Origin of the sequence: Micromonospora sp. NPDC006431, assembly GCF_042870725.1 — a bacterium.
In the GTDB taxonomy this organism is placed as follows: Bacteria; Actinomycetota; Actinomycetes; order Mycobacteriales; family Micromonosporaceae; genus Micromonospora.
Genome location: NZ_JBIAHQ010000003.1, coordinates 314,318 through 338,759 on the forward strand (window position 1 = coordinate 314,318; position 24,442 = coordinate 338,759).

Genomic DNA, 24,442 nt, shown 5'->3' on the forward strand with positions numbered 1-24,442 from the left:
CCCAGCCTAGGGTGGCGCTTCGCCCGGGTTGTGCGGTTTCGCCGCCCTGTCCGGCGGCCCACGGGGGCGACGGCGTGCCGGCACGAGCGCCCGCGGGCCGGCCGGACGCCCGGAAATCCCGCTGGCCCCGGCCGATAGCGTCGGGGGCATGACGTCGTTGCGATACCCCGCCAAGCCGAAGCCGGGCGACCGGGTCGCCGTGGTCTCCCCGTCCGCCGGGCTGCCGGGCCTCTTCCCCCACGTGTACGAGCTGGGGCTGCGCCGGCTGCGCGAGGAGTTCGGACTGGAGCCGGTGGAGTATCCGACGACCCGGCAGTTGGGCGCCGACCCGCGGGACCGGGCGCGGGACCTGACCGCCGCCTTCGCCGACCCGGCGATCACCGCCGTGCTCGCCACCGTGGGCGGGGACGACCTGATCACCGTCACGCCCCATCTGGACGACGCGGTGCTGCGGGCCAACCCGAAGCCGTACTACGGCTTCTCGGACAACACCAACGTCCTCAACCACCTGTACCAGCTGGGGATGGTGGCGTACCACGGCGGGTCAGTCCTGGTGCACCTCGGCCGGCCGGGCAAGCCGCACCCGCTGACCTTCGACTCGCTGCGCGCCGCCCTGTTCACCTCCGGCTGGTACGAGCTGACCCCGACCGCGGAGTGGGGCGACCAGCCGAACGACTGGCGGGACCCGTCCACCCTGGCGTACGAGCCGGTGATGTTCCCCGGCGCCGGGTGGCGCTGGCAGGGGCCGGCGACCGTGGTGCAGGGCCGTACCTGGGGCGGCAACCTGGAGATCCTGCACTGGCTGCTGGCCACCGACCGGGTCGGTGCGGTGGCGGACCACGCGGGTGAGGTGCTGATCATCGAGACGTCGGAGGAGTTGCCCTCGGCCACCGAGGTGTTCCGGATCCTGCGCAACATGGGCGAGCGGGGGCTGCTCGCCGGCTTCCCGGCGGTGCTGGTGGGCCGCGCCAAGGCGTGGGAGTTCGACAAGCCGCACACGGTGGAGCAGCGGCGGGAGTGGGGCGAGGCGCAGCGGGAGGCGATCACCCGGGCACTGGCGGACTACGCCGAGGACCCAGTGGTGGTCTTCGACGTCGATCTCGGGCACACCGATCCGCAGCTGATCATCCCGTACGGCGGGGAGGTCCGGGTCGACGCCGTCGAGCGCCGTATCTCGGTGCGCTACTGATGGGCAACTCCTGGGCGTATCCCGTCCTGCGAACCGGTGACGTGGGACGGGCGCTGGACGGCGTCGGGCGGCTGCTGGACCTCGTCGACCTGCCGAGCACCGAGGTGGAGATCTGGGCGCGAACTGGGCGGCACTCGGGTCTGCCGCGCTACCTCGACGCGTGCGGCCACTTGCTGGACGCCGACGGCGAGGACTTCATGTTCGTGGACCAGTCCAGCGAGCGGGAGACTGGCCCGCAAGATCCGGCCGACCCACCGGTCGATGTCACAGTGGAGGCGCGCGGGCTGGGCCCGATGGAGGGACGGTTTGAAGAGACCATCAGGGTTGGCCAGGGGTACGTGCTGTGGCAGCCCGAATGCTGGCCGGAGGTGCCCAGCCTCGGCCTAGGTCGGGAGTTCAAGTACGCGCACGTGCAGTTGGTCTTCAACACCTCAGATATCTGGGCCACCGAGCCGTCCGCGGGGCACAGCGTCTTCGTGCACGTCCGCCACCGAGAGTTGGAGCGCGCGGAGTGGTTGGCGCGGCAGGCAGGGCTGAGCGTGATTGGCCCCGGTGGACTGGGTCGCTGATCCGGGCTACCGAGAGGCCGGGTGGCGGACGAAGACGCCCTCACCCTGCCGGCCTTCGATCAGCCCCTCCGCCTTGAGGATGAGCAGCGCGGTCCGGACCGAGCCGTAGGAGACGCCGTACATCTCGATCAGCCCTTGGGTCGTGGGTAGCTGATCGCCGGGTTTGAGTTCCCCGGTGCGGATCTGATCGCGGATGGCGGACGCCACCTGCTCGTACTTGGGTGTGCTCACGGTGTCTCCCTGGCTCGCAAGGCCAAGTAGATCACCAGAAATCGACAGCGTCTATAACGTCGACACTGTCGACAATGTCGATTAGCGGCTATAGACTCGGCTCGCTTGCCCTGGCTCGCAACCGGGTGGGCGCCACATGTAGGGCGGCCCGGGGTGGAGGTGGCACTCCGCTCCCCGGGCCTTGACCGGGAAGGACCCCGGCCCGTGAGTAACCTACCGAACTCCGTCCATCCGCCCTGGTGCCTGCGCGGCCCTGACTGTGCTGGCGGTAACGACCTGCACCTGTCTCGCCTCGTCGGCACGGCGGTCCGCGGCGACGAAGTGATCCAGATGCGACTCGGCCTCTGGCGAATGGAGGTCGGCCCCACACCGCCCGGCGGGCTGTTGCTCGAACTCTCCGCAGGTTCTGAGGTCGAACGCTGGCCGATTGACCTGGCTCAGTCCCGGGCGCTGGCCCATCTCTCCGGACGCCTGCTCCGCCGGCTCGTTCCGACCGCGTCCCGGGTCGCCTGAGCCTTCACGCCGGCGAAATTCACTCCATGTCGGCGACGTGGCGGTATCCGTGTGTGGTGGATACCGCCACGTGGGCGATCTCGTGTGGTTCTTGATTCGGCCGCGGATGCGGGCGAGGTCAGGCGTCGACGATGGCGAAGGCGCGGACCGGGAAGGTGCCCATGCCGGCGACCCGCGGCGGCGCGGCGGTGAACCGGAACCCCTCCGGAGGCAGGGCCGCCAGGCCGGTCAGGTGCTCCACGATCGGGATGCCGGCGGCGAGCAGGGCGCTGTGCGCGGGGCGCTCGCCGGCCGCCGCCGGAGTCATGTCGTCGATGTTGATCGAGTCGATGCCGATCAGGGTCGCGCCCGCGTCGACCAGCCAGTCGGCACCGTCCCGGGTCAGGTAGGGCGCGGCGGGGCCGGCGTAGCGGTCGGTGCCGAAGTGCACGTCCCACCCGGTGTGCAGCAGCACCGCCCGCCCCGCCACGTCGTACGGGGCAAGCATCAGGCGGTCCACGGACCGGGTGCCGGGCGGTACCCGGACCACGATCCCGGGAAGGTCGGCGAGGCGGTCGAGCGGGGTTCCGGCCAGGTCGGCCCCGTCCGCCCAACGGTGGGCGGGCGTGTCGAGGTAGGTGCCGGTATTGGCGATCATGTCGATCCGGGCGACGTGGAACTCGACGCCCGGGGCGTAGTTCGCCCGGGACGCCTCGCGGGTGAGCCAGTCGGTGATCCGCGGTGCCGGCCAGCCGGGCAGGGTGATCATCCCGTCGGTGATCACGTGGCTCAGCTCGACAAGTCGCCGGCCGCCGTCGCCGGCCGGAACGGCGACCGCCCGGCCGCCCTTGTGCGGCTCCTCGACGACCGTCCTGTTGGTGATCCGCACCTCGCCCACCATGAGCAGGCCGAGGTGCCGGACGAGGAGCGCGCCCAGCGCCGCGTCGTCTATCTCCGGGCCGGGGACGTCCAACCGGAACCCCTCGGTGCGCAACCCGCCGCCGTTGGCGAAGACGACCTCCGCGTCGAAGACCGCCCGGTACTCAGCTGCCATGCCGTCACCGCACCACGCCCGCCGGCCGGGGTCAAGATCCTTCCCAACCACCCGCCACCGCCGCCCCGCCACGGGAGCGCCCTCTTTCCCGGAAATAGTGGTCTCCCGAGCGCCGGAGGCCACTTTTTCCGGGAAGTAGTGCGGATCTTGGGCTGCGCGGTGCGGGGGTGCGCGGGCCGGCGGATCTTGGGCGGGGCGGGGCGGGGTGGGCGTGCGGATCTTGGGCTCCGCGGTGCGGGGTGCGCGGGCCCGGGGCGCGGATCTTGAGCGGGGCGGGGTGGGCGCGCGGATCTTGGAGGCGGGCGCAGGCGCGGGGTGTGGGTGGGCGCGGGGTGCGGGGACGGCTGGGGCCCGGAATGTCCGGGGAGGGGGATAGTCTCGAACGGTGCACCCCCCGTCCGACTGGACGCGGGGTCGTCGCCGTGCGTCGACCTCCTGGAAGTGATCACAGATGCTCACCGGACTCTTCTCCGCCGCCCTGGCCGACCCGGGGCTGGCCCGGGCGCGTGACCTGGCGCGCTCCGGTGCCGCGCAGGTCGATGGCCTCGACCTCACCGCCCCGGCAGCGCTGCGTCCGTTCGCGGTGGCGGCCGTCGCCGCGGACGAGCCGGTGGGCGGCGCCGGGCGGCCGGTGCTCGCCGTCACCGCCACCACCCGGGAGGCCGAGGACCTGGCGTCCGCGCTGGGCAGCCTGCTGCCGCCGGAGCAGGTGGCGGTCTTCCCGTCCTGGGAGACGCTGCCACACGAGCGGCTGTCGCCCCGCTCCGACACCGTCGGGCGGCGGTTGGCCGTGCTGCGCCGGCTGGCGCACCCCGAGTCGGCCGACGCGCACGGGCGGACGGGGCCGCTGCGGGTGGTGGTGTCGCCCGTCCGGTCGCTGCTGCAGCCGCAGCTCAAGGGGCTCGGCGACCTGGAGCCGGTGCAGCTCACCGCCGGTGACGAGGCGGACCTGGAGGAGGTCGCCCGCCGGCTCACCGACATGGCGTACGCCCGGGTCGACCTGGTGACCAAGCGGGGCGAGTTCGCCGTCCGGGGCGGCATCCTGGACGTCTTCCCGCCCACCGACGAGCACCCGTCCCGGGTCGAGTTCTGGGGCGACGAGGTCGAGGAGATTCGCACCTTCGCGGTCGCCGACCAGCGGACCATCGAGCAGGTCCCGCAGCTTTGGGCGCCGCCGTGCCGGGAACTGCTGCTCACCCCGGCGGTGCGCCGGCGGGCCGCCGCGCTGGCCGAGGAGCACCCCGAGCTGGCCGAGATCCTCGACAAGCTGGCCGAGGGCATCCCGGTCGAGGGGATGGAGTCGCTCGCCCCGGCGCTGATCGGCGCCGGCTCGATGGAGCTGCTGCTGGACTGCATGCCGGCCGGCACCCACGTGCTGCTCTGCGACCCGGAGCGGATCCGCACCCGGGCGCACGACCTGGTGCGTACCTCCGATGAGTTCCTCCAGGCGAGCTGGGCCGCGGCCGCCGTCGGGGGGCAGGCCCCGGTCGACCTCGGCGCCGCCGCCTTCCGGACCCTGGCCGACGTACGCACGGCCGCCCGCGCCCTGCGCCAGCCCTGGTGGACCCTCGCGCCGTTCGGGCTGGTGGACGACCTTCATTCGGTCCGGAGCGCCGGCTACCGGCGCGGAGGCCGAATTATGGTCGATGCGGAGGCCGCGCCCGCCCGGCAGCCTTGGGAGGACGAGCCCACCGAGGTCGACGTGACCCCCGACGACGCGATCGCGGTGATCCTGGCCGCCCAGCCGGCGCCGCTCTACCACGGCGAGACCGCCCGCGTGGTCGACGACCTCAAGCGCTGGGCCGGCGAGGGCTGGTCGATCGCGCTGGTCTTCGAGGGGCACGGCCCCGCCCAGCGGGCCGTCGAGGTGCTCCGCGACGCCGGGCTCGGCGCCCGGCTCACCGAGGAGGTGCCCGCCGCGCCCGCCCCCGGTGAGCTGCTGGTCTCCTGCGGCTGCCTGACCGCCGGCTTCGTCGACGAGGCGTCCCGGTTCGTGCTGCTCACCGGCAACGACGTGACCGGCGGCCGGGGCGCCTCCACCCGTGACATGCGCAAACTGCCCAGCCGGCGGCGCAACACGATCGACCCGCTGGAGCTCAAGGCCGGCGACCACGTGGTGCACGAGCAGCACGGCATCGGCCGGTACGTCGAGCTGGTGCAGCGCACGGTCAACGGCGCCTCCCGGGAATACCTGGTCATCGAGTACGCCCCGAGCAAACGGGGCCAGCCGGGCGACCGGCTCTTCGTCCCCACCGACCAGCTCGACCAGCTCTCCCGGTACGTCGGCGGCGAGCAGCCCACCCTGCACAAGATGGGCGGCTCGGACTGGCAGAAGTCGAAGGCGCGCGCCCGCAAGGCGGTCCGCGAGATCGCTGCCCAGCTCATCCAGCTCTATGCCGCCCGCAAGGCGTCCAAGGGGCACGCGTTCGGCACCGACACCCCGTGGCAGCGGGAACTGGAGGACGCCTTCCCCTGGCAGGAGACGCCGGACCAGCTCGCGGCGATCGAGGAGGTCAAGCGGGACATGGAGCAGACCGTCCCGATGGACCGTCTGATCTGCGGCGACGTCGGGTACGGCAAGACCGAGATCGCGGTCCGGGCGGCGTTCAAGGCGGTGCAGGACGGCAAGCAGGTGGCCGTGCTGGTGCCCACCACCCTGCTCGTGCAGCAGCACTACAACACGTTCGCCGAGCGGATGAACCAGTTCCCGATCAGCATCCGCCAGCTGTCCCGGTTCCAGACGCCGAAGGAGGCCGAGCAGACCCTGGCGATGGTCGCCGACGGCACCTCCGACATCGTCATCGGCACCCACCGGCTGCTCCAGGCGGCCACCCGGTTCAAGCAGCTCGGCCTGGTCATCATCGACGAGGAGCAGCGCTTCGGCGTCGAGCACAAGGAGCACCTGAAGACCCTGCGCGCCTCGGTCGACGTGCTGGCCATGTCGGCCACCCCGATCCCGCGCACGCTGGAGATGGCGATCACCGGCATCCGGGAGATGTCCACCATCGCCACCCCGCCGGAGGAGCGGCACCCGGTGCTCACCGCCGTCGGGGCGTACGACGAGCGGCAGGTGGCTGCCGCCGTCCACCGCGAGCTGCTCCGCGACGGTCAGGTGTTCTACCTGCACAACCGGGTCGAGTCGATCGAGCGGGCGGCCCGCCGGATCCGCGAGCTGGTGCCCGAGGCCCGGGTCGCGGTCGCGCACGGGCAGATGGGCGAGGAAGCGCTCGAGAAGGTGATGGTCGGCTTCTGGGAGAAGGAGTTCGACGTCCTGGTCTGCACCACGATCGTGGAGTCCGGCATCGACATCCCGAACGCGAACACGCTGATCGTGGAGCGGGCCGACCTGCTCGGCCTGGCCCAGCTGCACCAGATCCGGGGCCGGGTCGGCCGCGGTCGGGAACGGGCGTACGCGTACTTCCTCTACCCCGCGGACCGGCCGCTGACCGAGAATGCGCACGAGCGGCTGGCCACCATCGCCCAGCACACCGAGCTGGGCGCCGGCATGTACGTGGCGATGAAGGACCTGGAGATCCGGGGCGCCGGCAACCTGCTCGGCGGCGAGCAGTCCGGCCACATCGAGGGCGTCGGCTTCGACCTGTACGTCCGGATGGTCGGCGAGGCGGTCTCCGCCTTCAAGGGCGAGCACGCGGAGGAGGAGACCGAGGTCAAGGTGGACCTGCCGGTCGACGCGCACCTGCCGCACGACTACGTGGGGGTGGAGCGGCTGCGCCTGGAGATGTACCGCAAGCTCGCCGAGGCCCGCGACGAGGAGCGGCTGCGCGAGGTGGTCGCCGAGATGACCGACCGCTACGGCGAGCCGCCCGCGCCGGTGCAGAACCTGGTCGCGGTGGCCCGGTTCCGGCTGCTGGCCCGGCAGTACGGCCTGGCCGACGTCTCGATGCAGGGCAAGCACATCCGGTTCAGCCCGCTGCCGCTGCCCGACTCGAAGCAGCTGCGGCTCAAGCGCTACCACCCGGATTCGGTCTACAAGCAGGCGCTTGACCAGGTCAGCGTGCCTCGGCCGAGCACCCGCCGGGTCGGCGGCGAGCCGCTGCGCGACCAGGCGCTGCTGGAGTGGTGCGCCCAGCTCCTCAGGGACGTGCTGGGCGAGCCGGTCGCGGCGCAGCCGGCCGGAGCGGCGGCCCGGTGAGCGCGGCGGGCCGTGGACAGCCGGTCACAGCGGCGGCGCGGTGAGCCCCGACGGGGTGGGCGGCGTCACAGCTGCGTGCCGGGCATGAGAGAGTGGCCGTCATGCGTGCTCGCCGTCTTGTCGCCGCCACCAGTGTGGCGGTGGGTCTCGTCGCCCTCGCCGGTTGCCGTTCCGAGCCGGGAGTCGCCGCCTACGTCGGTGACCACCGCATCACCGAGGATGCGGTGACCCGCCTGCTCGACGAGTTGCGGGCCGAGGCGCCCACGCCGAGCGCGGAGCCGAGCGCCGGTCCGGAGCAGGCCGCGCCGGCCGAGGTGCGGATGCCGTCCCGCACCCAGGTGGTCAGCAACCTGGTGCTGCTCGACGTGTGCCAGCGGCTCGCCGACGACAAGGGCTACCAGCCGCCGCCGCAGCGGGTCACCGCGAGCCAGATCGCCCCGCAGCTGGGCGTCCCCGCCGACACGGCGTACGCCGAGCGGGTGGCCGACCTGACCAACTGCATGAACAGCCTGCCCGCCCCCGAGCCGGTCGCGCCGACCGAGCAGGACCTTGCCGAGGTGGTCGCCGCAGGCAAGTCGGCCGGGGTGATCCCGGCCGAGGTGACCGTCCAGCAGGCCGCCGCCCAGCTCGACGGCGACCAGCTGCGCGGGGCGCTGGGCAGCAAGAAGGTGCTGGCCGACGCGATCACCGGGTACGAGGTCAGTGTCAGCCCCCGGTACCGCCCGCTGGAGATCCCGCTGCTCAGCTTCGCCGCCGGGCAGGCCGCGGTGAGCGTGCCGCTGGGCGAGCCCGGTTCCGACTCGGTGACCGACGTCTCCAAGCCCGAGCCGGAGGTCACCGAGTCGGCCGGCACGGTCGCACCCTGAGCATGACCGCCCGGATCGTCCTGCTGGTCACCTCGCCCCGGCTGCCGGCCGGTCTGCTGACCGCGTCCGCCTGGGACGTCGTACGCTCCGCGCCGGTGCTGGCTGGCGCGGAGAGCGAGCTGACCAGTGCGGTCGGGGCGGCGGGCGCCGAGGTCACCGTCGTGACCGAGGGCGCCACCCAGGCTCTGCTCGACGCGGTGGCGGAGCACGGCACCGTGGTCTGGCTGGCCGGGCCGACCGGCGACGAGTCGCTGGCCCGGGAGCTGGGGCTGCGGCTGGCCCGGGAGCCGGGCCTGGCCGAGCTGGAGCTGATGTACGGGTCCTGGGATCCGCCGGGCGCCCGGCTGCTCGACGCGGTCGAGGTGATGGACCGGCTCGCCTCCCCGGGCGGTGACCCGTGGAAGCGGGCGCAGACCCACCGCAGCCTCGCCGGCTTCCTGCTCGAGGAGTGCTACGAGGCGTACGACGCGATCAGCGCCGACGACACCGACGCGCTCCGCGAGGAGTTGGGCGACGTGCTGCTCCAGGTGCTGCTGCACGCCCGGCTCGCCGAGGAGCTGCCGGAGGGGAAGCGCTGGACGGTCGACGACGTGGCCGGCGGCCTGGTCGACAAGATGGTCCGGCGCAACCCGCACGTCTTCTCCGGCGAGCAGGCCGGCTCGATCGAGGAGATCGAGGCGGCCTGGGAACGGATCAAGCGGGCCGAGAAGGCGCGCGCGTCGGTGCTGGACGGCATCGCGATGAGCCAGCCGGCGCTCGCCCTCGCCGCGAAGATCCTGGACCGGGCCGGCCGGATCGGTCTCGCCGTGCCGCCGCCGCTCGCCGAGTCCCAGGTGGACCCCGAGGCCCGGCTCGGCGCCAGCCTCCTGGCCACGGTCGCCGCCGCGAGGCAGGCGGCCATCGACCCCGAGGCTGCCCTCCGCCGCACCACCCTGGCCTACGCGGACGCCGTCCGCGCCGCCGAGTCCGCCCAGCGCGAGTCGAGTTGATCAAGGAGTTTGGGTCGGAGTGAGCGCTCCGACAGACGCAAACCTCTTGATCAACGAGAACGTCGGCGGAGATCGGTAGGGTCGTCGGTATGGAAGCGTTTGTGCCGCTGGCGGAGCGGATCGTGGAGGCGTTGCTGGAGAGCCGGCCGGGGCTGGCCACGTCGGCCGGTGACCACCGCTACGACGACCGGCTGCCCGACCTCTCCGCCGACGCCCGCGCCGCCGACCAGGCGATGCTCCGGGACGCGGCCGACGCGCTCTCCGAGTTGGACCCGGACTCGCTGGACGTCGAGGAGCGGGTCGACCACGCGTTGCTCGGCAGCCTCGTCGACCGGGAGCTGTTCGAGGCGACGGAGATCCGCGCGTACGAGTGGGACCCGCTGCGGCACAACCCGGGCCCACTGCTGCACGCCCTGCTGGCCCGCCCGTTCGCGCCCGCCGAGGAGCGGCTGACCTCGCTGGCCGGGCGGCTCGCGGCCGTACCCGACGCGCTGGCGACCGCGCGCGCGGTGCTGCGCGACATGCCGCGGATCCACGCCGAGACGGCGGTCGGTCAGTTCACCGGCACGGCGGCGCTGATCCGCGACGAGTTGCCGGGGTTGCTGGCCGAGGCGCCGGCGATGTACGGCCGGGTGGAGCCGGCGGCCACCGCGGCGATTGCCGCGCTGGAGGAGTTCGTGGCCTGGCTGCGGATGGGCCTCTCCGCCGACGCGGGCCCGGGTCGTGACCCGCGGTTGGGCCGACGGCGCTGGGAGGCCCGGCTGTGGCACACCCTCGACACCGAGCTGAGCGCCGCCGAGGTGCGGCGCCGCGCCTGGGACAACCTGGACCGGGTCACCGCGGAGATCCGCGAGGCGGCCGTCGAGCTGGTCGGTGGCCCGGCCGACGACGAGACGGTACGCCGGGCCCTGGACCTGCTCGCCGCCGAGCACCCCAACGACGCCACCATCGTGGACCTGGCCTCGGTCACGCTGGACGAGGCGACCGACTTCGTCCGCGCGCACGACCTGGTCACCCTGGTCGACGACCCGTGTGTGATCCAGGTGATGCCGGAGTTCGCCCGGGGCGTGGCGGTGGCCTACTGCGACTCGCCGGGCCCGCTGGAGACGGCGAACGTGCCGACGTTCTACTGCATCGCGCCCACTCCGGCGGACTGGTCGGCGCAGCGGGTCGAGTCGTTCTACCGCGAATACAACGACCACATGATCCGCAACCTGACCGTGCACGAGGCGATGCCCGGGCACTTCCTCCAGCTCGCCCACGCCCGCCGCTACGCCGGCCCGACCCGCGTCCGGCCGCTCACCGAGTCGGGGGTGTTCGTCGAGGGCTGGGCGGTCTACACCGAGGAGCTGATGACCGGCCTGGGGTTCGGTGGGCTGCCGGTCCGCCTCCAGCAGCTCAAGATGCAGCTCCGGATGACCATCAACGCGCTGCTCGACCAGCTCGTGCACTGCGACGACCTGCCCGAGGCGGAGGCGATGGCGCTGATGACCGGGCGCGGCTTCCAGGAGGAGGGCGAGGCGGCCGGGAAGTGGCGGCGGGCGCTGCTCACCTCCACCCAGCTCTCGACCTACTTCGTGGGCTACAGCGAGCTGGCCGACATCGCCCGCTGCCGCCCGGAGGGGGTGTCGGTCCGCGAGTGGCACGACGCGATGCTCGCGCACGACTGCCCGCCGCCGCGGCACCTGCGTACCCTGCTGGGGATCTGACCGGCCGGGCGCGCGGGTTCAGGGCCGAGGGTGGGCGGCGGCCGCGTCGATCAGCCAGCGCGAGAGGGAGTACGCCGGCGGCAGCTCCGCCGGCAGCGCGTCCACCGGGAACCAGCGGGCCTCGGTCAGCTCCTTCGCGTCGACCACCGGCTCGGCGTCCGGGTCGGTCACCGGGGCGGTGAAGCCGGCGAGCAGGGTGCCCGGCCCGGACATCGCCCAGGGCTGGCTGTCGACGTAGGACGGTTGTCCGATGCTGAGCCCGACCTCCTCGCCGACCTCCCGGTGCACGGCCGCCTCCAGCGACTCGCCCGCCTCCACGAAGCCGGCAACCAGCGCCCACAGCTCCGTCGGCCCGTACGCGTGCCGCACCAGCAGCAGCTCGTCGGGGCCGCCGGCCCGCCCGGGACGGGTGACCGCCACGAGCACCGCGACGGAGAGCGGCACGAACACCGTCAGGTCGCAGCCGGGGCAGCGGCGGGCGGTCTCGCCCGGCACGTCGGCCAGTTCCGTCCGGCACGCCCCGCACCACCGGTGCGTACGCCGCCAGGTGATCACGGCGAGGGCCCGCCCGGCCAGGGCGGCCAGCGGTTCCGGCAGTTCGGCGGCGATGCCCCGCCAGCCGCGCCAGCGGCCGGGCAGTGCCTCGGCTTCGGCCACCTCGGCCGCCCAGGCCGGCACGCCGTCCAGCGTCCCCACCGGCACCCAGTCGAGGCCGGTGGGCAGGTCACCGATTCGGAGGAACCCGTCCGGCCCGGTCAGCAGCCGGCGTCCGGCCACCGGCAACGCCAGGTCGCCGGGCACCGGGGGTCGGGCCCGGTCGGCGCCCGGGACGAATCCACCCCCGCCCGCCCCGGCCCAGGGGGCCAGCGCGTCGGCGGCGGGTGCCGTGTCGCCGGATGCCGCAGGGGAGTCGGTCCCGGCCGGCGCCTCGGTCCCGGCCCGGGATCCGGTCGCGGCAGCGGCTTCTTCGGGCCGCCCGGTCACGAGGTCTCGGGGCGGCGGCGGTCCACCACGCCCGCGCCGGCCGGCACGTCGAAGCTGGCCGCCTCGACGGTGTCGGTGTAACGGCTCAGCGTGATCTCCGCCGGCTTGCCGTCGAGGGCGCCGGTGAAGCTGGCGAGCACCCCCTCGGTGGTGACGCAGGCGGTGAAGCGTTGGCCGGCGCGGGTGACGTCGACGCAGGTGGCGTGGCGGCCGGCCAGGGTGGTGTCGCTCTGTTCGATGGTCGCCTGGGTGTCCAGGGCCGCGTCGGTGAGCAGCCGGATCACCGCTGGCGGGGTGACCTGGCCGTGCTGGCGGGCTTCGGTGTAGACGATCACCGACGGCTTGCCGGCGGTCAGCACCGGCGGCGACACCTCGCAGGAGGTACGCCTGCCGGCGGTCGCGCAGCGGGTCACCGCCTCCTGAGTCACCGTGATCTTGCCGTCCGGCCAGGTGTACGCCGAGCGGAGCGGCTTCGCGGTCTGGGCGATCGAGGCGGTGCGGCCGCCCGGGAGCTGGTAGTCGGCCGCCCAGGTCTGCTCCAGGGCCCGGTCCATCCGGGCGGCCAGGTCGTTGACCAGGTCGGCCCGCCCGAGCGCGACCCCGGCGTCGTCGAGGGTCTGACAGCCGGTGACCGTGAGCGACGCGATGATCGAGGCGGCGAGCGCGCGAAGAGTCGTCGAGGCGGCGGGCATGGCGCCCAGCCTTGTCGATCGGGGCAACCTCTCGCAAACCCGTTGCCGGTTGACGCCCGGGATTTCGGGAATGTCCGTCGTGGCGGGACCGCAGGGGCCGTCACTGAGCGTTGCGGCCCGCCGGGCCGCGGCGTGCGTACCTCGGGGGCCCGATACGCTGCGTTCAACACCTGCCTCAGCCGCACCGTCGCGGCCCATACCGGACCGGAACACACATACGAGGAGCGACTCAGTGGCAACCATCGAGGGAATCGTCGCCCGGGAGATCCTGGACTCGCGGGGCAACCCGACGGTCGAGGTCGAGGTCGGGCTCGACGACGGCACGATCGCCCGCGCCGCGGTGCCGTCCGGCGCCTCCACCGGCGCGTTCGAGGCGATCGAGCTGCGCGACGGTGACAAGGACCGCTACCTGGGCAAGGGTGTCGAGAAGGCGGTCACCAACATCGAGGACAAGATCGTCGACGAGCTGATCGGGTACGAGGCCAGCGAGCAGCGGCTGATCGACCAGAAGATGCTCGACCTCGATGGCACCGACAACAAGGCCGAGCTGGGCGCGAACGCGATCCTCGGCGTCTCCCTGGCCGTGGCGAAGGCCGCCGCGGGCAGCGCCGAGCTGAGCCTCTTCCGCTACCTGGGCGGGCCGAACGCGCACCTGCTGCCGGTGCCGATGATGAACATCCTCAACGGCGGCGCGCACGCCGACTCGAACGTGGACATCCAGGAGTTCATGATCGCGCCGATCGGCGCGCCCACCTTCCGCGACGCGTTGCGCTCCGGCGCCGAGGTCTACCACGCGCTGAAGTCGGTGCTGAAGAAGAAGGACCTGTCGACCGGCCTCGGCGACGAGGGCGGCTTCGCCCCGAACCTGCCGACCAACGCCGCCGCGCTGGACCTGATCGCCGAGGCGGTGGAGAAGGCCGGCTACCGGCTCGGCACCGACATCGTCTTCGCCCTCGACGTGGCCGCCACCGAGTTCTTCGACAACGGCACCTACACGTTCGAGGGGGCCAGCAAGACCGCCGAGGAGATGAGCAACTACTACACCAAGCTCGCCGGCGACTACCCGATCGTGTCCATCGAGGACCCGCTGTCCGAGGACGACTGGAGCGGCTGGGCCACCCTGACCGCGGCGCTCGGCGACCGGATCCAGATCGTCGGCGACGACCTCTTCGTCACCAACCCGCAGCGGATCGCCCGGGGCATCACCGAGAAGGCCGCCAACGCGGTGCTGGTGAAGGTCAACCAGATCGGCTCGCTCACCGAGACCCTGGACGCGGTGAACCTGGCCCACCGGGCCGGCTTCGCCTGCATGATGAGCCACCGCTCGGGCGAGACCGAGGACACCACCATCGCCGACCTGGCGGTCGCCACCGGCTGCGGCCAGATCAAGACCGGTGCCCCGGCCCGGTCCGACCGGGTCGCCAAGTACAACCAGCTCCTGCGGATCGAGGAGGAGTTGGCCGACGCGGCGCGGTACGCCGGCGTCGGCGCGTTCCCGCGCTACCGTTCGGCCTGAGCGGAGAGCTCCGGGGGAGGGGTGTGACGATGCAGCAGCGCCGCACACCGGGTGGTCAACGTCCCGCCCGTCGGCCGGGTCAGACCGGCCGGCCGGGCGGTGCCCGGACCCGGTCGTCGGCCCGCGAGGGCGGCGTCCGCGCCGAGCCGCGGGCCGCCGGTCGGTCGTCCGGCGGCGTCCGCGGCACCGATGGCGTACGTTCCGCGAGCCGTCCCGCGGCGGCCCGGCGTACGGCCGCCGGGGGCACCGTCAAGCGGCTCACCGCGCCCCAACCCCGGCGCTTCACCGGGCGCGCCACCGTGCTCTTCGCGGTGCTGATCGCGCTCGCCCTGGCGTACACCTATCCGGTCCGGGTCTACCTGGACCAGCAGGCCGACATCGAGCGGATGGAGGCGTCCCAGGTCGACCAGCGGAAGCGGATCGAGGACCTCACCGCCGAGGCGGCCAAGTGGAAGGACCCGGCGTACATCGAGACGCAGGCCCGGGAGCGCTTCTTCATGGGCCGGCCGGGGGAGACCCTGTTGGTGGTGCTCTCCGACCCGGAGGGGGCCGCCCGGGACGCCGGCAAGGGCGCGAAGCCGGGGCCGCCGAAGCAGCCCGATGCCTGGTACGACACCCTGTGGTCCAGCGTGCAGGCGGCCAACGCCGAGCGCCCGGACAACTAGGCACCACCCCGAAAGGCGACACCGTGAGCGTCGTACCACCGCTGGATCCGGCGGCGGATTCCGTACCCCCGCCCGAGCGGCAACCGGCCACCGAGGCCGACCTGGCCGCGGTGGCCGCGCAGCTCGGACGCCCGCCCCGCGGCACCCGGGCGGTGGCCCACCGCTGCCCGTGCGGCCTGCCCGACGTGGTCGAGACGACGCCACGGCTGGCCGACGGCACCCCTTTCCCGACGCTGTTCTACCTGACCTGCCCCCGGGCGACGGCGGCGTGCAGCCGGCTGGAGTCGGCCGGGCTGATGAAGGAGATGGCCGAGCGGCTGGCCGCCGACCCGGAGTTGGCCGCCCGCTACCGGGCCGCGCACGAGGACTACCTGGCCCGCCGGGAGGCGATCGGCCAGGTGCCGGAGATCGCCGGCATCTCGGCCGGCGGCATGCCCGGCCGGGTGAAGTGCCTGCACGTCCACCTCGGGCACGCGCTCGCCGCCGGGCCGGGGGTCAACCCGTTCGGCGACGAGACCCTCGCCCTGGTGGAGAAGTGGTGGGCGGCTGGTCCGTGCGTGGACGTCCCGGCGGCGGAGTGAGATGACGGCCGCCGACGAGATCAAGGTCCGCCGGGCCCGCACCGCAGACGTACGCGGCATCCGGCGACTCGTCGACACCTACACCGACGACCGGCGGCTGCTCAGCAAGGCCACCGTCACCCTCTACGAGGACGTGCAGGAGTTCCGGGTGGCGGTGACCCCGGACGGCACGGTGGTCGGCTGCGGCGCCCTGCACGTGATGTGGGAGGACCTGGCCGAGATCCGTACGCTGGCGGTCGACCCGACCTGCCGGGGCCGCAAGATCGGGCACCGGATCGTCGGCGAGCTGATCGACGCCGCCCGGGAGTTGGGGGTGGCCCGGATCTTCGTGCTGACCTTCGAGACCCGGTTCTTCGGTTCGTTCGGCTTCCAGGAGATCGACGGCGCGCCGGTGCCGCAGCCCGTCTACGAGCAACTGCTCCGCTCCTACGACGAGGGCGTGGCCGAGTTCCTCGACCTGGAACGGGTCAAGCCGAACACCCTCGGCAACATCCGCATGCTGCTGCGCCTGTGACGAAGGCTCGACCGGTTGGGGCACCGGCTGCCGTAGGGTTGCTGCCGTGACGACGCGCGTGGCTGCCATCGACTGCGGGACCAACTCGATCCGGCTGCTGGTCGCCGACCTGCCCGACCGGGAGGCCGGCCCGCAGGCGCCGCTGGTGGACCTGTGCCGCCGGATGGAGATCGTCCGGCTGGGCCAGGGCGTCGACCGGACCGGCCGGCTCGCGCCGGAGGCGATCGAGCGGACCCGGGTGGCGCTCGCCGACTACGCGGCCGAGATCGAGAAGTTCGGCGCGGAGCGGGTCCGGATGTGCGCCACCTCGGCGACCCGGGACGCCAGCAACGCCGCCGACTTCCGGGCGATGGTCGAGCAGACCCTCGGCGTGCCGCCCGAGGTGGTCACCGGCGACGAGGAGGCCCGGCTCTCCTTCACCGGCGCGGTGCGCGGGCTGCCCGCCGACGCCCGGCCGCCGTACCTGGTGGTCGACATCGGCGGCGGATCGACCGAGTTTGTGGTCGGCACCCGCGAGGGCCGGGTGGAGGCGGCCGTGTCGATGGACATCGGATGCGTCCGGATGACCGAGCGCCACCTGCACGGCGACCCGCCGAGCCTCGACGAGATCGCGGCCGCGCAGGCCGACATCGCCGTGGCGGTGGACCGCGCGCTGGCGGTGGTGCCGGGGCGCGAGGCCGCCACGCTGATCGGGCTCGCCGGGTCGGTCACCACCGTCGTCGCCATCGCCCAGGGCCTCCAGGCGTACGAGCCGGAGCGCATCCACCACGCCCGGGTGGCGTACGAGCAGGTCGCCGAGGTCACCGCCGACCTGCTGGCAAAGAGCAGCGCGCAGCGGCTGGCCATCCCGGTGATGCACCCCGGCCGCGCCGACGTGATCGGCGCGGGCGCCCTGGTGCTCCGGGTCATCATGGAGCGCGCCGGCATGCCGTCCGTCGTCGCCTCCGAGCACGACATCCTCGACGGCATCGCCTGGAGCCTAGCGGCGACCTCGGGATAGGTGATTTCCCCTGCGTGTGGCCGGTATGGTTCCCATATGGTCACCACGGTCAATCTTCCGGACGGGCTGCACGAACGGCTTAAGCAGCTCGCCGAGCAGGAGCACCGGTCGATGAACGCCACCATCGTTGTGGCCGTCGAGGAGTACGTCTCGGCGCGCAATCATCGTGCCCGCGTGCGGGATCTTGCGCGGGAGGTTGCCGAGCGTGACGCCGAACTGCTGCGGCGGTTGGCGCAGTGATCAACTATCTCGAGGTCGACGACCTCGTGGAGATCGCCTCGATCGTGTTGGGTGAGACGCCGCAGGTCCGTGATGTCGGTCTGCTCTCTTCGGCGATGGTCCGCGGCGGCACCCTGACCGAGGTCTCGGACATCGCCCGCGAGCTCCGCAAGCTTTATGTCTGAGCATCGACAGAAATTCTGTCGCAGATGCCGGACGGCATCGCCCTGGAGCCTGCAGTAGCAGGTTGGACCAACCGGGTTCGATGGACCGGTTCCACCCCTGATGCATTGAATCGGAAGAATGTCATAGCGGTCGATGGAACCGGGAAGACCCTGTTACTGTCTCGCGGAGATGCTCATCGATGCATCACTACGGGGAGGAGTGTGGATGTCGAAGCGTGTTGTTCGGCGAGCGGTTGCGGCGGTTCTGCTGGTGGTGACCAGCGGTTCGGTCCAGTTGGTGGGCTCCGGCCCGGCGTCCGCCGCGACGCCGACCTGCGTGAAGTCTGTTACCTATCAGGGGGCCCTGGTGCCCGCCGCGTCGACCAATTCGGTCGACTGCAACATGGTGCGCGGGAACGTCAGTGACGGGGTGGCCCGGCTGCAGGACACGATGAACGACTGCTACCCGGGCACGCTCAGGGCGGTCGGCGTCTACCCGCTGATTGTCGACGGCAACTTCGGCGGTAACACGCAGAAGGCGCTGATCGAGGTGCAGAAGGTCGCCCGCACCACGGCGGACGGGGTCTACGGGCCGAACACCCGCAAGGCGATGCTGCACGTCGACCCCGACTACGGGGACCCCTGCCGCCGCGTCAGCTGAGTTCCTGCCGGACCGGCAGCCCGCGCCGGGATGGGCGAGGTGGGCCGGCAGAGGTGGGTCAGAACAAGCTGACCCACCTCTGCCTTGGTGGTGATGCGCGCGGCATCGGTGTCCCCAAAATGCGGCATCACAAGACCTGCCGGTTCACCTCGACGGCTGGCGCGGCCAGTCCGACGACCGCCCGGGCCGGTCCCCGGCGCCGCCCGACAGTGAGCCGGCCCAGTCCGAAGCGCCGGTCCCGTCCGAACGACTGGCCCCGCTCGAACTGCCGGCCCGTACCAGCTCCGGCTCGGGGGTTTTGCTCGGCGTGCCCAGGCCGAGGCCGTCCACACCCAGCGGGCGGTCCTGTTGCGTCGCGGGCGAGAGGATCTCGTCCGGCTGCAGCGCCCCAGGTCCGTCGGCTTCGGGTTGCGGCCACCGCTGCCAGCGGCGGACGCTCACGACCGCGACGAGCAACAGCGAGCCCACCAGCAGGGTGGTCCCGGTCCGGACGGGGGCTGCCAGGTCGACCTGGTAGCCGGCCAGAGTCGGTTGGTGGTCGAGGAGTTTCATCAGCGAGGCCGGGCTGACCAGCAGGCCCAGGTAACTGGCCGAGTAGAACAACCCGGTCAGCGTCGCGCCCAGCGGGGAGATCCGGAGTGTGGCGACGAGCCCGAGCAGGATCCCAGCCGCCGCCAGCACGAGCGCGGGCCGGACGAGATCAGCGCCGTCCAGCGCGCCGCCGTTCTGTGCGTCTGCGAACGCCTGCGCCGACCGGTCCTGCCCAAGGGCGAAGAGGATCCAGGCCGACGGGCCCACGATGGCTGCGGCGATCACGGTTCCGATGTGTCGCATCGGGGCAAGCTACCGACCATTCTCGTGAATCAGCAGGCACGTAAGGAGAACTTAAGTGCCAGCACAGCACGTATCCGGTTTTGGCGGGCAGGCCGTCACATTGCGGATTCCCTGAGTGATGCAGCACGCGGTCATCAACGTGACCCAGCACCAGGAGTAGGTGTCGACCGTTGAACGGGGCAGATCAAGCGATAGCGGCGATGTCCCCGTCGTCGAAGTAGATGGCCTGGTGGAGCTTCCCCCCCAGAGCGGCGGCGAACCGGGCGACGACCTCCTGGCCGGAGATCTGGCCTTGCTCGATCTGCGAGACTCGGCCCTTGGTGACACCCATCCGGTCCGCCACCTGCTGTTGCGTCAGCCCGCGCGCACGTCGCACTTCCGCCAGTCGGTGCCCGATGACCTCGGCAAGGAGCTCCTGCTTGCCTGCCTCGACGGCCTCCTCTCCACCGGCACGCGTGACGTGCTCGGCGCGGATGTCCTGCCACCGCGAGTAGTTGCTCATGCTTCCCCCTCCTGTCGTGCTCGTTCCTTGAGGTAGAGCTCATAGCGGTGTTCGGCGAGCGGGATGGCGTCCCGGTACCACACGTTCCACTGTCCTGACTTGTCCCCGGCAACCAGCAGGATGCTCGATCGCCAGGGGTCGAACGCAAAGAGAATACGTACGCTGCCAGGTCGCAGTTCCTTCAAGTTCGCCATCGATGAACCGTGAATGGTGTCGATGAGTGGCCGCCCGAGCCCGGGTCCGTGTTCGGCCAGAAGATCGATCGCATGCACAACCCGGCGATAGGTGTTGCCGTCGAGGGTCTCGATCCATTGCCGCACCTCGTTGACGAGGTAGACGTCCCACTCGCCTACCACCATAAGCTGAGTATAGCAATCGCTATACCTAGGGCGGGTCTGTTGTTTCATGTGTGCCTCGTCAGGCGCGTTGGGTGGCGAGGCGGGCGCCGAAGCCGAGCAGCGCCACGCGTGGCTGAGCGCGAAGGCCGGAGAACTACCGTTTTCTTGACGGTACTGTGCAATCCACAGTACCGTGCAACGCGTGGATACGACGCAGCTCCTCAAGGGCGTGCTCGACCTGGCCGTTCTCGCCGTGCTCAAGGACGAGGACGGCTACGGTTACGACATCCTCCGCCGGCTTCGCGAGGCCGGCCTGGAAGAGGTCGGCGACGCCTCCGTCTACGGCACCCTGCGCCGGCTCTTCGCCGCCGGCCTGCTGACCGCGTACGTGGTGCCGAGCGAGTCCGGCCCGCATCGCAAGTACTACGCCCTCAACGCCGCCGGCCGGGATCAGCTCGCCCGCTCCGGCAAGACCTGGCGCTCCTTCGCCACCACCATGGACGCACTGCTCGACGATCGGGGGATGGCGGCATGACCGTCACTGGGCAGGAGATCGCGGACTATGTCGAGCGGGTGCGGGCCGCCCTGGCTGACCTGCCGCCCGCCGTCCGCGACGAGTTGACCGAGGACCTGGCGGAACACCTCACCGAGGTCGCCGCGGAGGCCGACGGCACGCTGGTTGACCGGCTGGGCACGCCGGAGGCGTACGCGGCCGAGCTGCGGGCCGCCGCCGGTGCGGACGGGGGCGCCGGGCAGGCGTCCGTGGACCGCCGGTTCGCCGCCGCCCGCGCCCGGATCTCCGCCGGGCTGCGCGGCCTCGACACCCGACTCGGCCCCCTCCTCGGGTACGCCACGGCGAGTGAGTTCCTCCGCCCGCTGCGCCCGGCGTGGTGGCTGGTCCGCGGGTGGTTGGCCGCGCTGCTGATCTCCGCCGCGCTCGGCGAGCCGTCCGGGTTGCTGCCCCGGCTCAGCGGCAGCGTGCTGGCCGGCCTGTTCCTGCTCGCCGGCACGGTGCTCGCCTCGATCTGGCTGGGCCGCCACTCCGTCGGGTTCCGGGGCTGGCCGCGGCGGCTGCTGCGGCTCGGTACGGCCGCCCTGCTGCTCTTCGCTTTCGCCGCGCTGCTCAACGTGGACCAGCACGCCCGCTCGGACGACTTCGGGCCCTACGCGGGGGTTTCGGTCGGCAACCCGTACGACTCGATCGAGGACGTCTTCGTCTACGACGAGGAGGGACGCCTGGTGCGGAACGCTCGGCTGTTCGACCAGAACGGCGTGCCGATCCGGCTCGGCTACCCCACCTGCGTCGACAGCGGCCAGTACCCGCCGCGCAACGTCTATCCGTACTGCCCGGACCGCGCCCCCTTCGCGCCCCGGCCGGCCGCCCCGGCCCCGACGGCGTCTCCGGCGTCTCCGGACCCGACGGTGTCGCCCGAGCCGACCGGCAGCTCCACGGCATCCACCACGCCGACGGACACGCCGACCGCCACCCCGCCGTCCGGGGCACCGGAACCGGCCGACCCGGGGCCGGTCCCGACCCGCTGACTCCTCGCCGCGGGGCGCCCGTCGACCGACGGGCGCCCCGCTTTTGTGTCCATGATGGACCGATTGGCAGGGGAGGGGCGGCGGTGTCCGGTCCCGGTCGCTACGGTGTCGTCTGCTCATCGACTCCCTGAAAGGACCCCCGTGTCAGAGCAGGCCACCCTCTCCTCCGCCGAGCCCGCAACCGACGGGACCCCGCCGTCGGAACCAGCCGGCGATCCGGCCGCCCCGTCCCGTCTCGGCGCCGTGCTGGGCGTGGTCGTGCTGCTCCTCGGCGTCGCCACCGCCCTGCTGGTGGGTTTTCTGATCAAGGTGGGCCCGAGTGGCGACCTGCGCGACGTCTTCGGCGGCGGTGACGGCACCGCCGAGGCGAGGATCGGTGACTGCGTGGCTGAGCTGCCCACCGTCGCCGGCGTCGAGGCGAAGGCGGCCGACGATGCGCGAATGGTCCGCTGCGACTCGGCCGCCGCGGCGTACGCGGTGGTCGGCCGGGTGCAGGACCCGGCGGCGGCCCGTACCCGCTCGGCGGCGGCGTGCGAGCCGTACTTCCGGCCGGGCGACGACGGGTACGTCCTGTACCGCGTCGGCGACGACGGCGACGGCTACCTGCTCTGTCTGGTCCGCCAGGCGAACGGGAGGTGAATGCCACTCTGCCGGCGTCTTCCCCGGGCTGCCGGGAGCGTGGCACGCTACCGGCACGTAACGCCCACTGGGCGACCAGCCAACGATGACTGACCGCTAGGAGGACGGGCCAATGGGCGAGATGGTGAGCTTCACCGGCAACGGGGGGACGAGCGAGGGGTATCTCGCGATACCCTCCGGCGGTGCGGCCAGCCCGGCGGTCATCGTCATCCAGGACTGGTGGGGTCTGGTGCCCCACGTGCGGGCGGTCGTGGACCGCTTCGCCGAGGCCGGCTTCGTCGCCCTCGCGCCGGACTTCCGCCACGGCGGCCCGGCCAGCAAGCCGAGTGAGCCCCGGCAGATGCTGAACAGCGCGCAGATGGACGAGGCGGCCACCGACATCGCCGCCGCGGCGGACTATCTCTCCGGCCGCTCGGAGGTGGCCGGCGGGATCGGCTGCGCCGGGTTCTGCGCCGGCGCCAGCCTGGCCCTCTGGTCGGGGACCTTCTCCGACCGGATCGTCGCCACCGCCGGCTTCTACCCGCGCCTGCCCTGGGACGGCATGCGCACCGACTGGGCCGACTACGCGGGCAAGGCCGCGCTCATCCACTGCTCGGAGGCGGACGGCCTCTCCGCCGCCGACGGGGTGCAGAGCGTACGCCGGGCCATCGAGGCGGCCGGCGGGGCCTGCCAGACCTACGACTACCCGGGCACCTCGCACGCGTTCTTCAACGAGGACCGGCCGGAGCACTTCGACCAGCGCGCCGCCGCCACCGCCTGGGCCCGCACCCTCGAGCTTTTCCGGGCCAGGCTTGGCTGAGCCGCGTACCCCCGCCGAGGTGGTCGCCCGCGCCGCGCGGGCGACCGATCTGGCCGACCTCGACGCCGAGGTCAGCAACTGCTTCGCCTGCCCCCGGCTGGTCGCCTGGCGGGAGGAGGTGGCCCGGACGAAGCGGGCGGCCTTCCGCGACCAGGAGTACTGGGGCCGACCGGTGCCCGGTTTCGGCGTGCCTGACGCGCGGATCGCCATCCTCGGCCTGGCACCGGCCGCGCACGGCGGCAACCGCACCGGCCGGATCTTCACCGGCGACCGCTCCGGCGACGTGCTGTTCGCCGCGCTGTACCGGGCTGGGCTGGCGAACCAGCCGACCAGTGTCGCCGCCGACGACGGCCTGACCCTGCGCGACACCCGGATCTTCGCCGCGGTCCGCTGCGCGCCGCCGGACAACAAACCCACCCCGACCGAACGCGACACCTGCGCGCCCTGGCTGCACCGGGAGGTCGCGCTGCTCCGGCCCACGCTGCGTGTCGTGGTCGCGCTGGGCGCGTTCGCCTGGGCCGCATGGTGGCCGGTCCTGCGCGACGTGTACGGGCAGCGCCCGCCCACTCCGCGCCCGGCGTTCGGTCATGGGGCACACTGGTCCGGCACGTCCGTACCGGCGCTGCTCGGCTGCTACCACGTCAGCCAGCAGAACACCTTCACCGGGCGGCTGACACCAGCGATGTTGGACGACGTGTTCGCCCGGGCGAAGCGGCTGGCCGGGGTGGACGACTGAGGATTGCGTAGGGCGGTGGGATGGACCTCGGCGTGCTGCGCAGGTGGTGGCCGGTCGCCGCGGTGACCCTGCTGCTCGCCGTCGCCGCGCTCGCCGCCGGGCACTCCGCGATCGGCGCCAGCCGGATCCCGCCCGCCGTGGACAACATCCCCTACGTGCCGGATTACCCCACCGCCGAGCCCGCACCCTCGATCCCGGTCGAGCCCCGGGACGCGGGCGAGGCCACCTCGGTCGAGATTCCCCAGTGGATCATCACTGCCTTCCTCGTCGTGCTCGGTATAGCTGCGCTGGTCGTCGCCGGGTACGTCGTCTGGACGCTGATCCGCGGGGCGCTGCGGCGGACCACCCGGGCCATCCCGACGCAGCGGGCCCGGCGGACCGCCGACGGCACCGCCCGGGAGGTGGTGGCCGCCCTGGACGCCGGCCTGGTGGAGCTGGACGACCGGTCCACCGATCCCCGGACGGCGGTGATCGCCTGCTGGGTCCGACTGGAGGAGGCGGCCGAGGAGGCCGGGGTGCCCCGGCTGGCCGGGGACACCGCCACCGACCTGGTCACCCGGCTGCTACGCGGTGACCCGGCGGCCGGCGTCCCGGCGATCGCCAGCGCCGGTGTGCTGGACGGCTTCGCGCACGTCTACCGGGAGGCCCGGTACGCCACCCACGCCGTCGACGAGCAGATGCGGGACCAGGCCCGGGCCGCGCTGCGCCGGCTGCGCACCGAGTTGACCACCGTAGCCGTCGCCGATTCCGGAGAGGCGACGGCATGAGCGAGCGGAGTGAGCGAATCGGTCAGCTCGGCGCGGT

At 72.6% G+C, this 24,442-nt stretch carries 28 protein-coding genes; 21 read left to right on the plus strand and 7 right to left on the minus strand.

Going from position 1 to position 24,442, the window contains the following annotated elements:
* Positions 1-148: 148 nt before the first annotated feature.
* Positions 149-1,189 (plus strand): S66 peptidase family protein, encoded by a 1,041-nt coding sequence (locus ACFYM6_RS07860; protein ID WP_387273315.1) that lies wholly within the window; start codon positions 149-151, stop codon positions 1,187-1,189.
* Positions 1,189-1,758 (plus strand): hypothetical protein, encoded by a 570-nt coding sequence (locus ACFYM6_RS07865; RefSeq protein WP_387273317.1) that lies wholly within the window; start codon positions 1,189-1,191, stop codon positions 1,756-1,758. Before ACFYM6_RS07860 ends, ACFYM6_RS07865 begins: the two co-directional genes overlap by 1 nt.
* 6 nt (positions 1,759-1,764) lie before the next feature.
* Here ACFYM6_RS07865 and ACFYM6_RS07870 read toward each other — a convergent pair whose 3' ends face one another.
* The gene (locus tag ACFYM6_RS07870; RefSeq protein WP_387273319.1) at positions 1,765-1,989 is read right to left on the minus strand and encodes a winged helix-turn-helix domain-containing protein; all 225 of its coding nucleotides are present in this window, start codon (positions 1,987-1,989) and stop codon (positions 1,765-1,767) included.
* A 204-nt stretch (positions 1,990-2,193) separates the two neighbouring features.
* Here ACFYM6_RS07870 and ACFYM6_RS07875 point away from each other — a divergent pair, with 204 nt between their 5' ends.
* Entirely contained in the window at positions 2,194-2,502 is a 309-nt protein-coding gene (locus tag ACFYM6_RS07875; RefSeq protein ID WP_387273321.1) for a hypothetical protein, read from the plus strand.
* Between the two features lie 118 nt (positions 2,503-2,620).
* Here ACFYM6_RS07875 and ACFYM6_RS07880 read toward each other — a convergent pair whose 3' ends face one another.
* A complete protein-coding gene (locus ACFYM6_RS07880; RefSeq protein ID WP_387273323.1) occupies positions 2,621-3,535 on the minus strand; it encodes a cyclase family protein in 915 nt (304 codons plus the stop codon).
* A gap of 451 nt (positions 3,536-3,986) precedes the next feature.
* On the opposite strand from ACFYM6_RS07880, the gene mfd reads away from it, so the two are divergent.
* The 4 genes from mfd to ACFYM6_RS07900 all read left to right on the plus strand — a co-directional run bounded on the left by mfd (position 3,987) and on the right by ACFYM6_RS07900 (position 11,252).
* Positions 3,987-7,688: a transcription-repair coupling factor gene (gene mfd, locus ACFYM6_RS07885; RefSeq protein WP_387273325.1), complete on the plus strand. Its 3,702-nt coding sequence runs from the start codon at positions 3,987-3,989 to the stop codon at positions 7,686-7,688.
* Between the two features lie 101 nt (positions 7,689-7,789).
* Positions 7,790-8,554 carry a hypothetical protein gene (locus ACFYM6_RS07890; protein ID WP_387273327.1) on the plus strand — a complete coding sequence of 255 codons (765 nt, stop codon included), beginning with the start codon at positions 7,790-7,792 and terminating at the stop codon, positions 8,552-8,554.
* Between the two features lie 2 nt (positions 8,555-8,556).
* On the plus strand, positions 8,557-9,543 hold the full coding sequence (locus ACFYM6_RS07895) for a nucleoside triphosphate pyrophosphohydrolase (protein WP_387273329.1): 987 nt from the start codon (positions 8,557-8,559) through the stop codon (positions 9,541-9,543).
* An 89-nt stretch (positions 9,544-9,632) separates the two neighbouring features.
* The gene (locus tag ACFYM6_RS07900; protein WP_387273330.1) at positions 9,633-11,252 is read left to right on the plus strand and encodes a DUF885 domain-containing protein; all 1,620 of its coding nucleotides are present in this window, start codon (positions 9,633-9,635) and stop codon (positions 11,250-11,252) included.
* Between the two features lie 18 nt (positions 11,253-11,270).
* Here the strand turns inward: ACFYM6_RS07900 and ACFYM6_RS07905 are convergent, their stop codons facing one another.
* Both ACFYM6_RS07905 and ACFYM6_RS07910 read right to left on the minus strand, forming a co-directional pair.
* On the minus strand, positions 11,271-12,236 hold the full coding sequence (locus ACFYM6_RS07905; RefSeq protein WP_387273332.1) for an NAD(+) diphosphatase: 966 nt from the start codon (positions 12,234-12,236) through the stop codon (positions 11,271-11,273).
* Positions 12,233-12,928 carry a hypothetical protein gene (locus tag ACFYM6_RS07910; RefSeq protein WP_073836847.1) on the minus strand — a complete coding sequence of 232 codons (696 nt, stop codon included), beginning with the start codon at positions 12,926-12,928 and terminating at the stop codon, positions 12,233-12,235. Before ACFYM6_RS07910 ends, ACFYM6_RS07905 begins: the two co-directional genes overlap by 4 nt.
* A gap of 232 nt (positions 12,929-13,160) precedes the next feature.
* Between ACFYM6_RS07910 and eno the strand changes: the two genes are divergently transcribed.
* From eno to ACFYM6_RS07950, 8 genes are all read left to right on the plus strand, one after another.
* On the plus strand, positions 13,161-14,444 hold the full coding sequence (gene eno / locus ACFYM6_RS07915; protein ID WP_357437828.1) for a phosphopyruvate hydratase: 1,284 nt from the start codon (positions 13,161-13,163) through the stop codon (positions 14,442-14,444).
* Between the two features lie 29 nt (positions 14,445-14,473).
* Complete coding sequence (locus tag ACFYM6_RS07920; protein WP_387273334.1) at positions 14,474-15,109, plus strand: septum formation initiator family protein; 636 nt, start codon at positions 14,474-14,476, stop codon at positions 15,107-15,109.
* A gap of 23 nt (positions 15,110-15,132) precedes the next feature.
* The gene (locus ACFYM6_RS07925) at positions 15,133-15,690 is read left to right on the plus strand and encodes a DUF501 domain-containing protein (RefSeq protein WP_387273335.1); all 558 of its coding nucleotides are present in this window, start codon (positions 15,133-15,135) and stop codon (positions 15,688-15,690) included.
* A gap of 1 nt (position 15,691) precedes the next feature.
* Positions 15,692-16,204, plus strand: coding sequence for an amino-acid N-acetyltransferase (locus tag ACFYM6_RS07930; RefSeq protein WP_387273337.1), 513 nt, complete (start codon positions 15,692-15,694; stop codon positions 16,202-16,204).
* Between the two features lie 58 nt (positions 16,205-16,262).
* Positions 16,263-17,204 carry an exopolyphosphatase gene (locus tag ACFYM6_RS07935; protein ID WP_387273751.1) on the plus strand — a complete coding sequence of 314 codons (942 nt, stop codon included), beginning with the start codon at positions 16,263-16,265 and terminating at the stop codon, positions 17,202-17,204.
* A gap of 36 nt (positions 17,205-17,240) precedes the next feature.
* Positions 17,241-17,444: an Arc family DNA-binding protein gene (locus ACFYM6_RS07940; protein WP_387273338.1), complete on the plus strand. Its 204-nt coding sequence runs from the start codon at positions 17,241-17,243 to the stop codon at positions 17,442-17,444.
* On the plus strand, positions 17,441-17,608 hold the full coding sequence (locus ACFYM6_RS07945; protein ID WP_387273340.1) for a hypothetical protein: 168 nt from the start codon (positions 17,441-17,443) through the stop codon (positions 17,606-17,608). The genes ACFYM6_RS07940 and ACFYM6_RS07945 overlap by 4 nt, the downstream gene beginning before the upstream one ends.
* 205 nt (positions 17,609-17,813) lie before the next feature.
* Positions 17,814-18,248, plus strand: a complete 435-nt coding sequence (locus ACFYM6_RS07950) for a peptidoglycan-binding protein (RefSeq protein ID WP_387273342.1) — start codon at positions 17,814-17,816, stop codon at positions 18,246-18,248.
* Between the two features lie 144 nt (positions 18,249-18,392).
* Here ACFYM6_RS07950 and ACFYM6_RS07955 read toward each other — a convergent pair whose 3' ends face one another.
* The 3 genes from ACFYM6_RS07955 to ACFYM6_RS07965 form a co-directional block, all read right to left on the minus strand.
* A complete protein-coding gene (locus tag ACFYM6_RS07955; protein WP_387273344.1) occupies positions 18,393-19,082 on the minus strand; it encodes a hypothetical protein in 690 nt (229 codons plus the stop codon).
* 184 nt (positions 19,083-19,266) lie between these two features.
* On the minus strand, positions 19,267-19,584 hold the full coding sequence (locus tag ACFYM6_RS07960) for a helix-turn-helix domain-containing protein (protein WP_387273346.1): 318 nt from the start codon (positions 19,582-19,584) through the stop codon (positions 19,267-19,269).
* Positions 19,581-19,943, minus strand: a complete 363-nt coding sequence (locus tag ACFYM6_RS07965) for a type II toxin-antitoxin system RelE/ParE family toxin (RefSeq protein ID WP_387273348.1) — start codon at positions 19,941-19,943, stop codon at positions 19,581-19,583. Before ACFYM6_RS07965 ends, ACFYM6_RS07960 begins: the two co-directional genes overlap by 4 nt.
* A 181-nt stretch (positions 19,944-20,124) precedes the next feature.
* Here ACFYM6_RS07965 and ACFYM6_RS07970 point away from each other — a divergent pair, with 181 nt between their 5' ends.
* The 6 genes from ACFYM6_RS07970 to ACFYM6_RS07995 all read left to right on the plus strand — a co-directional run bounded on the left by ACFYM6_RS07970 (position 20,125) and on the right by ACFYM6_RS07995 (position 24,405).
* Positions 20,125-20,457, plus strand: coding sequence for a PadR family transcriptional regulator (locus ACFYM6_RS07970; protein WP_387273350.1), 333 nt, complete (start codon positions 20,125-20,127; stop codon positions 20,455-20,457).
* Complete coding sequence (locus ACFYM6_RS07975) at positions 20,454-21,464, plus strand: HAAS signaling domain-containing protein (protein ID WP_387273352.1); 1,011 nt, start codon at positions 20,454-20,456, stop codon at positions 21,462-21,464. Before ACFYM6_RS07970 ends, ACFYM6_RS07975 begins: the two co-directional genes overlap by 4 nt.
* Before the next feature lie 141 nt (positions 21,465-21,605).
* On the plus strand, positions 21,606-22,103 hold the full coding sequence (locus ACFYM6_RS07980) for a hypothetical protein (RefSeq protein ID WP_387273354.1): 498 nt from the start codon (positions 21,606-21,608) through the stop codon (positions 22,101-22,103).
* A 112-nt stretch (positions 22,104-22,215) separates the two neighbouring features.
* A complete protein-coding gene (locus tag ACFYM6_RS07985) occupies positions 22,216-22,902 on the plus strand; it encodes a dienelactone hydrolase family protein (RefSeq protein ID WP_387273356.1) in 687 nt (228 codons plus the stop codon).
* The gene (locus tag ACFYM6_RS07990; protein WP_387273358.1) at positions 22,895-23,638 is read left to right on the plus strand and encodes a uracil-DNA glycosylase; all 744 of its coding nucleotides are present in this window, start codon (positions 22,895-22,897) and stop codon (positions 23,636-23,638) included. Before ACFYM6_RS07985 ends, ACFYM6_RS07990 begins: the two co-directional genes overlap by 8 nt.
* Before the next feature lie 20 nt (positions 23,639-23,658).
* Positions 23,659-24,405: a DUF4129 domain-containing protein gene (locus tag ACFYM6_RS07995; RefSeq protein ID WP_387273360.1), complete on the plus strand. Its 747-nt coding sequence runs from the start codon at positions 23,659-23,661 to the stop codon at positions 24,403-24,405.
* Positions 24,406-24,442 lie beyond the last annotated feature (37 nt).

Excerpts from the sequence above, each read along its gene's own strand:
- ACFYM6_RS07860 (WP_387273315.1), top strand. The coding sequence starts at position 149 with ATGACGTCGTTGCGATACCCCGCCAAGCCGAAGCCGGGCGACCGGGTC.
- ACFYM6_RS07865 (WP_387273317.1), top strand. The coding sequence starts at position 1,189 with ATGGGCAACTCCTGGGCGTATCCCGTCCTGCGAACCGGTGACGTGGGA.
- ACFYM6_RS07880 (WP_387273323.1), bottom strand. The coding sequence starts at position 3,535 with ATGGCAGCTGAGTACCGGGCGGTCTTCGACGCGGAGGTCGTCTTCGCC.
- mfd (WP_387273325.1), top strand. The coding sequence starts at position 3,987 with ATGCTCACCGGACTCTTCTCCGCCGCCCTGGCCGACCCGGGGCTGGCC.
- ACFYM6_RS07890 (WP_387273327.1), top strand. The coding sequence starts at position 7,790 with ATGCGTGCTCGCCGTCTTGTCGCCGCCACCAGTGTGGCGGTGGGTCTC.
- ACFYM6_RS07895 (WP_387273329.1), top strand. The coding sequence starts at position 8,557 with ATGACCGCCCGGATCGTCCTGCTGGTCACCTCGCCCCGGCTGCCGGCC.
- ACFYM6_RS07900 (WP_387273330.1), top strand. The coding sequence starts at position 9,633 with ATGGAAGCGTTTGTGCCGCTGGCGGAGCGGATCGTGGAGGCGTTGCTG.
- ACFYM6_RS07910 (WP_073836847.1), bottom strand. The coding sequence starts at position 12,928 with ATGCCCGCCGCCTCGACGACTCTTCGCGCGCTCGCCGCCTCGATCATC.
- ACFYM6_RS07920 (WP_387273334.1), top strand. The coding sequence starts at position 14,474 with ATGCAGCAGCGCCGCACACCGGGTGGTCAACGTCCCGCCCGTCGGCCG.
- ACFYM6_RS07930 (WP_387273337.1), top strand. The coding sequence starts at position 15,692 with ATGACGGCCGCCGACGAGATCAAGGTCCGCCGGGCCCGCACCGCAGAC.
- ACFYM6_RS07940 (WP_387273338.1), top strand. The coding sequence starts at position 17,241 with ATGGTCACCACGGTCAATCTTCCGGACGGGCTGCACGAACGGCTTAAG.
- ACFYM6_RS07950 (WP_387273342.1), top strand. The coding sequence starts at position 17,814 with ATGTCGAAGCGTGTTGTTCGGCGAGCGGTTGCGGCGGTTCTGCTGGTG.
- ACFYM6_RS07955 (WP_387273344.1), bottom strand. The coding sequence starts at position 19,082 with ATGCGACACATCGGAACCGTGATCGCCGCAGCCATCGTGGGCCCGTCG.
- ACFYM6_RS07960 (WP_387273346.1), bottom strand. The coding sequence starts at position 19,584 with ATGAGCAACTACTCGCGGTGGCAGGACATCCGCGCCGAGCACGTCACG.
- ACFYM6_RS07965 (WP_387273348.1), bottom strand. The coding sequence starts at position 19,943 with ATGGTGGTAGGCGAGTGGGACGTCTACCTCGTCAACGAGGTGCGGCAA.
- ACFYM6_RS07975 (WP_387273352.1), top strand. The coding sequence starts at position 20,454 with ATGACCGTCACTGGGCAGGAGATCGCGGACTATGTCGAGCGGGTGCGG.
- ACFYM6_RS07985 (WP_387273356.1), top strand. The coding sequence starts at position 22,216 with ATGGGCGAGATGGTGAGCTTCACCGGCAACGGGGGGACGAGCGAGGGG.
- ACFYM6_RS07995 (WP_387273360.1), top strand. The coding sequence starts at position 23,659 with ATGGACCTCGGCGTGCTGCGCAGGTGGTGGCCGGTCGCCGCGGTGACC.